General features: G+C 66.9%; 11 protein-coding genes. 6 read left to right on the forward strand and 5 right to left on the reverse strand.

Translation table 11 applies throughout. From position 1 onward, the window contains the following. Positions 1–62 precede the first annotated feature (62 nt). From ACW5IY_RS13195 to ACW5IY_RS13220, 6 genes are all read left to right on the forward strand, one after another. On the forward strand, positions 63–569 hold the full coding sequence (locus ACW5IY_RS13195; protein WP_049433657.1) for a hypothetical protein: 507 nt from the start codon (positions 63–65) through the stop codon (positions 567–569). A gap of 124 nt (positions 570–693) precedes the next feature. Further along, complete coding sequence (locus ACW5IY_RS13200; RefSeq protein WP_043402056.1) at positions 694–1203, forward strand: RNA polymerase sigma factor; 510 nt, start codon at positions 694–696, stop codon at positions 1201–1203. Continuing rightward, positions 1200–2126 (forward strand): FecR family protein, encoded by a 927-nt coding sequence (locus ACW5IY_RS13205; protein ID WP_049433658.1) that lies wholly within the window; start codon positions 1200–1202, stop codon positions 2124–2126. Before ACW5IY_RS13200 ends, ACW5IY_RS13205 begins: the two co-directional genes overlap by 4 nt. A 64-nt stretch (positions 2127–2190) precedes the next feature. Continuing rightward, complete coding sequence (locus ACW5IY_RS13210) at positions 2191–4662, forward strand: TonB-dependent receptor (RefSeq protein ID WP_049433659.1); 2472 nt, start codon at positions 2191–2193, stop codon at positions 4660–4662. Continuing rightward, positions 4649–5449 carry a ChaN family lipoprotein gene (locus ACW5IY_RS13215; RefSeq protein ID WP_049433660.1) on the forward strand — a complete coding sequence of 267 codons (801 nt, stop codon included), beginning with the start codon at positions 4649–4651 and terminating at the stop codon, positions 5447–5449. Before ACW5IY_RS13210 ends, ACW5IY_RS13215 begins: the two co-directional genes overlap by 14 nt. Further along, entirely contained in the window at positions 5442–6155 is a 714-nt protein-coding gene (locus ACW5IY_RS13220; protein WP_010484995.1) for an energy transducer TonB family protein, read from the forward strand. Before ACW5IY_RS13215 ends, ACW5IY_RS13220 begins: the two co-directional genes overlap by 8 nt. On the opposite strand, the gene ACW5IY_RS13225 is transcribed toward ACW5IY_RS13220, so the two are convergent. The 5 genes from ACW5IY_RS13225 to ACW5IY_RS13245 form a co-directional block, all read right to left on the reverse strand. Continuing rightward, entirely contained in the window at positions 6152–6586 is a 435-nt protein-coding gene (locus ACW5IY_RS13225) for a RidA family protein (protein WP_049433661.1), read from the reverse strand. The two genes, ACW5IY_RS13220 and ACW5IY_RS13225, sit on opposite strands and share 4 nt — an antisense overlap. Before the next feature lie 184 nt (positions 6587–6770). Continuing rightward, positions 6771–7673, reverse strand: coding sequence for a cation diffusion facilitator family transporter (locus ACW5IY_RS13230; protein WP_010484991.1), 903 nt, complete (start codon positions 7671–7673; stop codon positions 6771–6773). Positions 7674–7701: 28 nt separating this feature from the next. Next, complete coding sequence (locus tag ACW5IY_RS13235; protein WP_049433662.1) at positions 7702–9990, reverse strand: Orn/Lys/Arg family decarboxylase; 2289 nt, start codon at positions 9988–9990, stop codon at positions 7702–7704. A 20-nt stretch (positions 9991–10010) separates the two neighbouring features. After that, positions 10011–11363, reverse strand: coding sequence for an arginine/agmatine antiporter (adiC, locus tag ACW5IY_RS13240; protein WP_049433663.1), 1353 nt, complete (start codon positions 11361–11363; stop codon positions 10011–10013). 76 nt (positions 11364–11439) lie between these two features. After that, positions 11440–12873 carry a DcaP family trimeric outer membrane transporter gene (locus ACW5IY_RS13245; protein ID WP_049433664.1) on the reverse strand — a complete coding sequence of 478 codons (1434 nt, stop codon included), beginning with the start codon at positions 12871–12873 and terminating at the stop codon, positions 11440–11442. Positions 12874–13089: the final 216 nt, after the last annotated feature.

Raw genomic sequence — 13089 nt, forward strand, 5'->3', positions numbered from 1 at the left:
CAGGTTTGCCGGCCAGCGGCCGGCACTACCCTGGCTGTTCGCCCGCGTGCGAAGCTTCATGGATGCTGACCCTGCAACGCGGCAGCCACCACGGACTGCTCATCGCCCCGCGCTGGCCCTCCACCCGCATCCAACTGGAAGAAGAGGTACTGCAACGCCTGCTCGACGCGCAGGCAATGCTGCCTGCCGGGCTGCGCCTGCTGCTCACTCGTGGCTTCGAACCCAGCCACAGCCGTCTCGGTGGCTTCCGCCGCGTGGTGCGACGGCTCGGCATTGCGGTGTTTCGCACCTGCTACCCGCAGCGCCGCGATGAGATCGATACCATCTTCGGTGCCAACGGCCACGACATCGATGGCCGTCATATCGATGTCTCACTGGTACTGCACGGCAAGCGGCTGCGGCTGCTGCCCCTGGGCGTGTTCACCCCACCGCGCTGGCAGGATCATCGCATCGCCCATCATGCCGAAGCGGTCGCGCGGGTGAAGCGCAGCCTGCAGCATTGCGGCTTCGAGCTGCATCACAATCCCACCGAAGCCCTGCAGATCCACTGCGACTATCGCCCGCGCTGACGCCGCGGTGGCCCATGCATGCTGCGCCTCATGCCATAGATGCAAATGATTCTCTTTTGCTGTAAGGTGCAGCCGCTGCCCTTGCCGCCGCGGGCTGTTCCCTTTCCCAGTTGTCGCCCGCCCCGTGTCCACGCCTGTCGAACCGACGGATGTCGCGCAGCTGTGCGCGGCCCATTACCGGCCGCTGCACGCCCATGTCCGCCGCAAACTCCCGCAACGCAGCGACGCTGATGACGTCGTCCAGGAAACCTGGCTGCGTGTCGTCAAAGTCGCCACCAGTGGCCTGCTGAGCAATGGCCGCGCCTATCTGTACCGCGTCGCCCACAACCTGATCGCCGATCACTACCGGCAACGCCAGCGCCGTCGCGAAGAGGTGCTGGATGACACGCAGTTGAATGCCATCGCCGATCCTGCGCCGCTGCCCGAGCAGCGACTGCTCGACGCCGAACAACTGCGCCACCTCGACGCGATCATCGCCGCGCTGCCACCGCGCTCGCGCCAGGTATTCCTGCTGGCGCGGGTGGAACAGTTGGCACTGGCCGAGATCGGGCGCCAGCTGGGCATCAGCCGGCAGACCGCGCACGGCCATCTGCTGCGCGCCCTCGTCGCCCTGCAGCAGGTGCCCGGCGCATGAGCCAGGACGCGATCGCGCGCGAAGCCGCACGCTGGTGGCTGGACGGGCACGACGGTGACCGCGACGAGAACGCGTTCGACCAGTGGTACCAGGCCGACCCCCGACATGCTGCGCAGTACCAGCATCTGCAGCACCTGTGGCAGGCCGGTGCGACGCTGCCCAGCCTGCAGCGGCAACAGCAGCGCAGGCAACGCCGTCGCCTGCGCGAAGCCGGCATTGCGGTTCTGTTGCTGTGCGCGCTGGGTCTCTACAGCCGCCATGCCTCGCCACCCGTGGCGCAGGTACTGCATACGGCCACTGGCGAGATCCGCGAGGAAACTCTTCCGGATGGTTCGCATGTCCTGCTGTCACCCGGCAGCGAAGTGAAGGTGCGCATCGATGGGCAGCGCCGCCAGCTTCAGCTGCAGCGCGGCCAGGCCTGGTTCCAGGTCGCCGCCGATGCCGACCGGCCCTTCCAGGTGCATACCCCACAGGGCACCGTCACCGCACTGGGGACCGCATTCGATCTTGCCGTGCAGGGCAACAGCAGTGTGGTCACCGTTACCGAGCATCGCGTGCGCGTGGACAGCGGCAACGTCAGCATGCTGGCCGACGACGGCGAGCAGCTGCGCTTCGATGGGCAGGCAACAGCCCATGCAACAGCGGCTGCCCCCGGAACATTGGCCTGGCGCGAGCGGCGCCTGCACTGGGTCTCGGCCCCGCTGGCCGACGTCACGCAGGGCCTGGACCGCTGGCATGGCGGGCACACGTGGGTCGTCGGCGAGCAGCTGCGCCAGCAGCCGGTCACCCTGCTCGGCAGTGCCGACGGTGCAGCCCGCAATCGCGACCAGCTGGCCACGCAACTGCAGGTGCGCGTGCTGCGCCTCGGCGCGGGCATACAGGTGTGGCTGCCGCCACGCAAGGAACAGCGTGATGGACCCTGACATCCGGCCTGCGACGGCGTCTACCCAGGATGACGACGCTCTGCGTCAGCCCCTGGAGCCCCCGATGCTGTGCCCCCGCCCCCTTGTCCTCGCCCTGTCGCTGGCCTGCACCAGCGCCCTTCCGCTGCTGCCCGGCAGTGCCCACGCACAGACCGCCACACGTACCTACGATCTGCCCGCCCAGCCGCTGGCGGCCGCGCTGGACGCCTACAGCCGGCTGACCGGTGTCGATCTGGTGATCGGCGCGGCGCTGCCTGCCGGTCATTCGGCCCCTGCTCTGCGCGGTGACTTCGACGATGCGCAGGCCCTGTCGCGCCTGCTGGCAGGCAGCGGCCTGCGACCGCGCTTCGTCGATGCGCGTCGCGCCGCCCTGGAGCCGGCGCCGGCTGAACGCGCCGATGGCAGCCGTCGCACCGGCCCGCTGCGGGTGCAGGGCACTACCGCGCACGGCCATGCACCGGGTGCCGGCGCCAGCCAGTATGTACCAGCCACCCGCGATGGCTTTGCGCCCTCGGTCGGCAGCGAGCGCGTGGCGATGGCCGAACGCCAGGAAGGCAACAGCCTGCTGCGCTCGATGCCCGGCACCCACAGCTTCCATTCGCGCAGCCAGCCGGGCCTGCAGGTCAACATCCGCGGCATGACCGGTGCCGGCCGGGTCAACACCATGATCGACGGTGTCACCCAGACCTTCCGCAACAATGCCGGACATGGTTCGGGCGGTCCGTTCGCCTATGTCGATCCCTTCCTGCTGGCCGGTGTGGACGTGCAGCGCGGTGCGGTCGCTGGCGGTGACGGCGCTGGTACGCTGGCCGGCAGTGCCAACTTCCGCACCCTGGATATCGACGATCTGCTGGGTGAGGGCCGTGACTGGGGCCTGCGCGCCGGCTATCGCCATGGCAACAACGGCTATGGCAGCGGCCGCACCTTCGCCGGTGCATGGCGCCACAGCAAAGAAGGTGGCGACCGCCAGTTCGGCCTGCTGGCCGCCGCCAGCAGCAGCCGCAGCAGCGAATACGCGACCGCGCGTGGGCAGAAGAACAACGCCGACCCGGGCAGCCAGCAGCCCAGCAGCTGGCTGCTGAAAGCGCGCCTGCAGCCCAGCGACCAGCATCGGCTGGACCTGAGCCACATGCGTTACGAAAACGACTTCTACCACAACTACCCGTGGCAGATTTCTGCGCGCAACCAGCGCGCCAGCTACCACTACACGCCCTATACGCCGTGGATCGACCTGCGTGCGACATTCGCCAGCAACAAGACCCGGCTGTTCTATCCGCCGGTGGAAGATTCCAGCTACATCGGCCGCCGTACCCACAGCAGCCTGAGCAGCTGGACCGTGGACAACACCAGCCGCTTCGACATCGGCGCACTGCAGGCGCGCTGGAACACCGGCATCAAGCACCAGTCGGACATCTATGTGGCCGATACGCCCATCCTGCGCGGTGCCAACCCGCAGGGTCGCAGCCAGCTGGACAGCGTGTTCAGCACGCTGGAGCTGCAGTACGACATCTACGCGCTGACTGCCGGCCTGCGCCAGGACCGCTTCGGCATCCGTGGCCACATCCCGGTGTGCTCGGATGTACCCGGCCAGTGCGCGGAGATCAATGGCGGCGACATCGACGTGCGTCGCAGCGAGCGCGCACTCAGCCCGAGCCTGGCGGTTTCACTGCAGGCCACCGACTGGCTGCAGCTGTTTGCCGAGGTCTCGCGCACATCACGGCCGCCGCGCGTGCAGGAGATGTTCTTCGAGAAGATCCCGCTGGAGGACGCCAGCGTCGCCGACGGCATCGGCGCCAATCCGTTCCTGCGCCGCGAGCGCTCGCGCAACCTGCAGTTCGGCGCCAACCTCAGCACCGACTCGCTGCTGGTCGACGGTGACCTGGCACAGCTACGCATCACCCGCTTCGACAACCGCATCCGCGACTACATCAAGCCGCAGTACCTGCTGATCGTGCATCCGCCGGAAATGGAACCGCTGGTGGTGCCGATCGACAGCGATCCGCAGCTCAATGCCTGGACCGATGTGCTGGATGCAGATGACTTCACCGCCACGACCCGCTGGATGAACCATCCCGGCGTCGTGCGCATGCGCGGCATCGAGCTGGAGGCGCATTACGCCAGCGAGCACTACCACGCCACGCTCAGCTGGACCCACTCGCGCACCAGCGCACCGGCCATCGAGTTCGTCAACCTGGAAGACATCACCGCCCTGCCGGACCGCTACTGGACGCTGGACGTAGGCGGCCGCTGGTGGCAGCAGCGCGTGCAGGCCGGCCTGCGCGCCGAGTACTCCGGGCCCACCGAGGAAGGCTACGACTTCTTCCAGACCCGCAAGACCGGCGGCACCGGTGTGCTGCTGGACTTCTACGCCAGCTTCAAGCCACAGGCCAATACCACGCTGTGGCTGAACATCGAAAACCTGCAGAACAAGTCCTATGACAACAATGCCTCGATCGACAGCATCTTCAGCCCGATCCTGGACCGCGGCAACGGCCGTGGCCGCACCGTCTCGATGGGCGTCAATGTGGCGTTCTAGCCGCCGCTGGCTGCCCGTGTGCCTGCTCGCGCTGGCCGCAGTGGCTGGCGCGCAGCCGGTGCCCGGCACAGTGATCGACCTGGCCACTGGCCAGCACCTGGACGAAGCCGCATTCGTGACACGCGCGGCGGACGCCCAGCGGCTGTTGCTGGGTGAACGCCATGATCTCGCCGGAGACCACGCCGCCCAGCGCTGGCTGCTGCAGGCCCTGCAGCGGCAGCGCCCGCAAGGTTCACTGGTGCTGGAAATGATCGCCAGCGAGCGCCAGCCACGCCTGCAGCGGGTGCAGCGCTGGCTGGCCAAGGGCAACCAGGCCGAAGGTGCACGCCTGCAGGAACTGCTGGGCTGGGATACGCGCTGGCCGTGGGCCGCGTATGGCGGGCTGGTACGGGAGGCTGCCGATGCAGGCACGCCGTTGTTCGGCGGCAACCTGTCGCGTGCCGAGGTCAACGCGCTGCTGGCCTCGACCGAGGGCGTGCGGTTCCCGGTGGCCGCTGCCCGCCAGCGCCTGTCGGCGGTGGTGCTTGCCCAGCACGCAGACGCGGCACCGATGCTGGAAGGGATGCTGGCCGTGCAACAGGCCCGCGATACGCGCATGGCGCGGGTGCTGCTCGATGCGCCCGCGCCGGCGCTGCTGGTAGCAGGTCGCTGGCATGTAATGCGCGGTACCGGTGTACCGGGCTACCTGTCACCGGATACGCCTGCGCTGGTGATCGCATTGGCTTCGCCGGGTGAAACCGTCGATGCGGCAGATGCCGATCTGCTGTGGGTGCTGGACGATGAGTGAGCGTGGCCAACACTGGCAGGCGATCGCGATCACCGTCGTCCTGCACCTGCTGCCACTGCTCCTGTTGGTGCACTGGGTCGCAATGCCGCCGATGCTGCCACCGCCGGAGCAGGACGTGCGCATCAGCCTGCGCCTGCTGGCACCGGCCACGCCGCCACAGCCGGTAGAGGAGCGCCAGGCCGAAACCCCCAGCCAGGCGCAGCAGGCCCGCGCCTCGCAGCCCACGAAGTCACCGCCGCCGCCCAAGCCTACGGCGGCGCGCGAGGGAGAGCTGGCCGCCAGCGAAACGGGTGGGACGGGCCGCCAGCCACTGCCAGTCGCCCCGCCTGCGGCCGCGACCGATGCAAGTCCCGCACCGGCATCGATCACGGCCGCGCCGCCCGCTCCAGACGCGCCACCGGCAGACTTCCAGGCCGGCGCCGCCAGCGACCAGTGGGAAGCCCGCCTGATGGCGCGGCTGGAGCGTTACCGCTACTACCCTGCCGCCGCGCGCTCGCGCCGGCAGCAGGGCACTGCGTGGGTCAGGGCCAGCATCGACCGCGAAGGTCGCCTGCTGGCGCTGCGGCTGGAGCAGTCCAGTGGCCAGCCGATGCTCGATGACGCCGCGCTGCAGACCTTCCGTCGCGCGCAGCCGTTGCCGCCCATTCCCGATGAACTGAAGGCACCGCAGGAGCTGGTGGTGCCGGTGGAGTACTACCTGCGCTAGGCGGCATAAGCCTCCGCCTCGATCTCGAACAGCATGCCGTCCAGCGCCAGCCGCGGCACCGGGATCAGCGTGCAGGTGGGCGCGGCGCGGTTCGGCCAGCGCCGCCGCACCTGATGGGCGATGATGCCCAGCCGGTCTTCGTCGTGGTCCACCACCAGGATGCGCAACCGCGCCACATCAGCCAGGCTTGCCTGCACCGAGCGCAGCGCGGTCTGCAGGTTGTCCAGCGCCTGCCCGACCTGGTCTTCGAAACTGGGCGAGAGACGGCCCTGGGCATCTTCACCGCCCTGCCCGGCGACATGGATCACCCGTGCTGGCAGGCGCACCACCGCCACGTGTGAGTACCCGTTGGCGGAAGGGTCGTAGAGGCCGGGAGGATTGAACAGCTCCAGCAGGCCATGGCTGAGGTCCGGTGTGGTCAGCAGGTTCATGCCGCGCGCCTCGTGGGGGTTGCAGGCAGTCTGTGACCTCAACCCAGGTTGAGGTCAAACGGATCCGGTGCAACAGACCGGTCTGCCACGCGCAACGATCACGCCGACGTGTAGAGCCGAGCCCGTGCTCGGCTGCGCTGCGCGAATGGCAGCCGAGCATGGGCTCGGCTCTACCGTTCCCCGCTCACGTCCACGCCGGGTCTGCCGTGAAATCGATGGTCAGCCAGAACGTGCTGCCGCGCGCATCCAGCCGCACCGCGATCTCATCGCGCATCGCATCAACCTCGCCCACCGACCCCAGCGGCGTACCCGGGTCGGCCAGCACATGGATCTCGATGAAGCGCATCCGCCCCATCTTCGCCACGTGACTGGTAAAACCGGCATAACCGCGCTCGGCCACGAATGCCTGCATCACCTGCTGCACGCGCCGGTCCAGATCATCCGGCGCCACCTGCAGTACTTCACGCATGGCCTTCCACGCGCTGCGCGCCGGCACCGGCAGCACCGCCAGGCTGATCAACGCCAGCACGATCGAATCCAGGTACGGCACCCAGTGGTGCCATTCGCCCCCCTGCAGGGCCAGGGCCAGTACGAAGGCCAGTACCACCGCCAGGCTCATCAACCCACCCAGCAGCCAGCCACGCACGTCCAGCCACAACAGCGCCGAGCGCAGATGCCGCGCTCGTTGGGCGACAAACAGCGCCATCGCCAGGTTGCTGGCACTCAGCAGTGCCGCCCACCACAGCGCGGGCCCGAATTTCACTTCATGCCCGCCCGTGGTCAAGCCAATCACCGCGTTGGCCAGCGCATACACGCAGGCCAGCGACAGGATCACCCCACCGAGTGCCTCGACCATTGGCTCCAGGTGCCAGTAGCCGTACTGGAAGCGCGGGCTCTGCTCCCGCGCCACCAGCCGCAGCACCGACAACGACACCAGGGTCAGCGCGACGTCGACCAGGCTGTACACGCCATCGAACAGGATGGCCTGCGATCCCACCAGCAGGCCACCGCCGAAGCCGACCGTGCTCACCGCCAGGGTGACCCCGATGGAGAACTTCAGGATGCGTTGCTCGCGCGCGGTATCCATCGTCCGCCGAACGACCGACCGTTGCCGGTCAGGCCTTCAGCACCTCCACCTTGTACGAAACCGCATCACCCTCCTGCTCGATGATCAGCCCGTGCACGTCCGACTCGAAGCCCGGGAAACGAGCGTTCTGTTCGCGGGCGATGCGCAGCGACTGGATGATCGGCTCGTCACTGTCGCCAAAGCGCTCGCCCGGCATGATGGTCGGAATGCCCGGCGGGTACGGCACCAGCATGGTCGCGGCGACGCGGCCACTGAGCTGCTCGATGTCGACCCGCTCGATCTCGCCCTTGACCAGGTGGTTGTAGGCATCGGCCGGGGTCATCACCGGGGTCGGCAGATCCACGTACATCTCGCGCATCACCTTGGCCACCGCAAATTCCTGGTTGAACGCATGCAGTGCATCGCACAGGTCACGCAGGCCCCAGCCGGCGTAGGCATTGGGATAGTCGGCCGCCAGCGTCGGCAGTGCCTGGCTCAGCGGCGCGTTGCGGTCATACAGCTCCTTGAATGCCATCAGCTCGGTGACCAGCGTGCTCCACTTGCCCTTGGTGATGCCCATCGAGAACAGGAACAGCACCGAGTACAGGTTGGTCTTCTCCACGGTAATGCCGCGACCCCACAGGAACTTGCTGAGCACCGCCGCCGGAATGCCCAGCTTGCCCATGCTGCCGTCCATCGCCAGGCCCGGGGTCAGCAGGGTCACCTTGATCGGGTCGATCAGCACGTAGTCATCGACCAGGTTCTCGAAGCCGTGCCAATGGGCATCCGGTTGCAGGTACCACTCCTCGCGTTTGGCCACCAGCGGCGCCGGCGTATCACCCTTGTCCAGGCTGCGCTCGACCAGGGTCGGCTGCCACACACTGAACCACCAGTCGTCGCGGCCCAGATCGTCACGGACGTGCAGCATCGCGCGGCGGAACGCGATCGCCTCGTCGTGCATCTCCTGCACCAGCGAACGGCCAGCCTCGCCTTCCATCATCTTCGAGGCCACGTCGCAGGCCGCGATCACCCCGTAGTGTGGGCTGGTCGAGGTGTGCATCATGAACGACTCGTTGAAGCGCTCGGCGTCCAGGTTGCGTTGCGCCGAGTTGCGCACGTGGATCATCGACGCCTGCGAGAACGCCGCCAGCAGCTTGTGGGTTGAATGCGTGGTGAAGATGATCGCATCCTGCTCACGCGGCTTGCCTTTGGCCATGCCGTAGTGGTTCTCGTAGAACGGATGGAACGCGGCGTAGGCGTACCAGGCCTCATCGAAGTGCAGGAAATCGACCGCGCTGCCGATCTCATCAGCGATCTTCTCGGCGTTGTAGCAGAGGCCGTCGTAGGTCGAGTTGGTGACCACTGCGATGCGCGGCTTGGAACCGGCCTGGTAGGCCTGGCTGGCCAGCGGGTTGGCAGCAATGCGCTGCTGCAGCGATTCCGGCGTGAACTGGTCCAGGCTGATCGGGCCGATGATGCCGTGCGCGTTGCGGCTGGGGGTGAAGTACACCGGCACCGCACCGGTCATGATCAGCGCGTGCAGCAGCGACTTGTGGCAATTGCGGTCGACAAACACCACGTCACCACGCGCCACCGTGCCATGCCAGACGATCTTGTTGGCGGTGGAGGTGCCGTTGGTGACGAAGAAGGTATGGTCGGCACCGAAGTTGCGCGCCGCCTCGTTCTCGGCGTCCTTGATCGGGCCGGTGTGGTCCAGCAGCGAGCCCAGCTCCGGCACCGAGATCGACAGGTCGCTGCGCAGGGTGTTCTCGCCGTAGAACTGATGGAATGCACGACCGACCGGCGACTTGGTGAACGCCACGCCGCCGGCATGGCCCGGCGTATGCCAGGAATAGTTCGACTCCGCCGCATGATGGATCAGCGCCTTGAAGAACGGCGGCAGCAGGTTCTTCATGTAGTCTTCGGCCGCGCGCATCACCTGCCGCGAGATGAAGCTCTTGGTGTCTTCGAACAGGAAGATGAAGCCATGGATGTACTTGAGCAGCTTGCTCGGCACCTTCTCGATGGTGCGCCGCTCGCCGTACAGGAACACCGGCAGGTTGGCGCGGCGCGCGCTCTGCTCGCGCAGGAAGGCGGTCAGGCGCTGGAACTCGCCATCCACTTCTTCGCTGCCGTCGATCGAGATCAGTACCGCCGACGCTGCCACGTAGGTGCGGGCACCGGCGCGGGCATCATCCAGGTTCAGGCCACACAGCACGCGCTGGTCGTTGCTGCGCAGCTCTTCCACCAGGGCGCGGATCAGGATGCCGCCGATGCGCGGCGACTCGTAGTCGTTGTCGATGACAATGACCGGATAGTCCAGGGACTTGAAGTACACGTTGATTCTCCTTGTCTAACTCAGGAACGCTGGGCGCCGGCGCTGATCGCCGAAGCCTCGCGGGCGCGCTGCCGCTGCTGGCGGCGCTCCTCGCTGAAGAAGGGATAGAACACGGTGATGAACAGCACGAACAGGAACGCGTACTGCACGATGGTTCCCGACGAGCCGTAGATAGCCCACAGGCAGTACACGACGGTCAGGCTGGTCAGGGTCCAGAACGCACCGGTATGGATGATCGTGTGCGAGCGTTCGACCACGAAGTAGCAGGCCACGCACGAGTAGATGTAGGGCAGCAGGGTCAGCACCACCGCCGCCGACGTGATCACGTCGAACTGGGCCGACGCGGTTTCCGAGGTGGAGGTGACCAGCACCGCCAGGGTCATCAGCACGGCCACGATCAGCACGCCCTTGACCGGCACGTCATCCTTGTTGGTCTTGCTGAAGATGCTCGGGAACAGGCCATCGTCGGAAGCTGCCTTGGCGCTCTGCGCGGTCAGCAGGATCCAGCCGCCCAGCGAACCGGCGGCGCCGATGAAGGCACACAGGCTGACCAGCGCACCGCCCCAACCACCCACTGCCTTGGCCGCAGCCAGCGCGAACGGCGCATCGGAGGTCTGCAGCTCGCCGTTGGGCACCATGCCCATGATCACCGAGGAGCTGGCAATGTAGGCGATGGCGGCCAGGAACACGCCGGCCAGGGTGGCACGGGCCACGTTCTTTTCCGGGTTCTCGACCACACCTGCGGTCACCGAGGCCGACTCGACACCGATGAAGGCCCACAGAGTCAGTGCCGCGGCGCTGGAGATCGCGCCAAAGTTGGATTCACCGGACACGTTGTACGCGCCCTTGAAGATGTCGGCATCGAAGAAGAACCAGCCGAAGATGGCGATGCCCAGGATCGGTACCAGCGCAAAGCTGGTGGTAACCGTCTGCACGCGGCTGACGAAGGCCGGGCCGATCACGTTGGCGAAGCTCAGCGCCCACACCAGCACCAGCACCGCGATGCAGCGCACCAGTGGCTCGGACAGGATCGGGAAGAAGTAGCTGAAGTAGCCGACCGCCGCAATCGGGATGGCGACGTTGCCGATCCAGTTGGCGAACCAGTAGATCGTATTGGTCTGGAAGCCCATGTAGGGCCCGAACCAGTCGCGCGCATAGGCGTATGGACCGCCCGCTTTGGGCGCCAGCTTGCCCAGCTTGGCGAACACGAACGCCAGCAGCAGCGCACCGGCGGTGGTGATCAACCAGCCCCAGATCGAGGCGGTACCGATCTTGGCCAGGCTGGAGGGCAGCAGGAACACGCCTGAGCCCATCATGTTGCCGGCGACGAGGAAGGTGGCTCCGACCACCCCGATTTTCTTTGCTTCTGCCATGACAATCTCCTGTACTGGCATGAGCCCGGTGCGGCCGGGCGTGGGGACGGTTGCGCTGGCGTAACGCCGCTGGCGCTTACTTGATGAAGTTGTATTGCAGGCTGCCCTGCACCCGGACCGTGTCGCCGCGCGCGCCGCCCTGCTGTTCCAGGCGCCCGTACAGCAGCTCCATGCCCATCGTCCACGACGGTGCCGGGCTCCAGATCAGGTTGAACACGCCGTAGCGGCTCTGACGGAATGCGTCGGTCGCCAGTGCAGCATTCCGCTCCAGGGTCAGCTGGCCGACGATCAGGTTCGAACGCCACAGCTCGGACCAGTAATGGGTGTAGCCAACGAAACCACCGTGCAGGTCCAGCGCATCAAGGCGGCCATCGGCACCGACCACCGCGTCCAGCCCGGAGCCGGTCAGGTCAGCGGTGTAACGGCTCAGGCCGCGCCCACCGAGGGCACCGAACAGCAGCAGGTCGCGCTCGCCCACCGACGCCGATCCGCTCAGCTGCAGGCCACCGGCCATGCGCCGGTCGCGCTCATCGTCACCGTCATAGGCCAGGCTGCGTGCCACCGCGCCCAGTTGCAGGTGGCCCCAGTCGCGCTCCATGCGCGCTGTCACCGTCACATCCGGCAGCCGGTTCACCGCCGCGCGCTCATCGCTGGCACCGGCAAGTTCAGTCTTAGGATCTTCGGCGGCAACAGTCAGGGTGTTGCCCTTGCCCATCGCAAAGCTGTGGTGGATGCCGGCCACCAGCAGATAGCCCGCACCACCCGGACCGGCAAAATCCAGCGTGTCAGGCAGGCTGTCCGGATCCATGAAGCTGGAATAGCCGTAGCCCGCGTAGGTATTGCCGAGCTGGCCATAGGCGTGTCGCAGGCGGAATTCGTAACCATCACTGCTGCCGAAGAAGTCGTTCTCCAGGTAGAAGCGCAGGTTCCCGTGCGAGGTCGGGCGCCGCGCCTCGAAACTGAAGCGGGTCTGCTTGGCATGGATGTTGAAATTGGACACGTCACGATGACGGCCGCCCACTGGCATCGACGAAGGAATGAACTGATCTTCGTCGCCGGCGGCGCGCGAATCGGCGATGGCATCGAGCTTGGCGTAGCCGCCGATGCGGATCACCGTATCGGTGCCGGGAATGGCGAAGAACCCCTTCAGATCCGGGTCGGTTGGGCCGGCCGCACTGTCCGGTCGCGATGCCGCGGTGGAAGGGTCGGCCACAGATTCACGCTGCGGCAGCACCGGTTGTGCCACGCCCGGCACCTGGGTGGGATGCAGCAGATGGGTAGCGCCTGCAGGTGCGGTCGCAGGCGCAGGGATCTGCGCGATGGCAGGCGCAACCGCGCCATTGCGCTGCTCAAGCCGATCCAGCCGCTGCTGCATGCCTTCCAGTACCTGACGCATGGCCGCGATCTCACGGCGCAGCGCCTGCGCGTCCTCCTTGTCATCAGCCTGTGCATATGCCGGCGTGATCGCCAATACGGTCAAGCAGGCCAGACTCAGTACCGCCACGCGCATTGCATCCTCCCTGGACGTCCATGTTCATCTCGCAGGCCGAACGCACGCATGCGCGGCTCCGGCCCCACGTTGCCGTTGCTGGAAATGCGGATACTGCGTCGACGGCGGCGGCCAGCCTGCGCACTGCAGGCAACAGGACGATGACACTGCCCTGCCCGCACCGACGTCGACTCCATCAAGGCCGCGCTGCCAAAGAGGTGGCGACCGCAGCGGTCT

The organism is Stenotrophomonas sp. C-A (assembly GCF_054030835.1).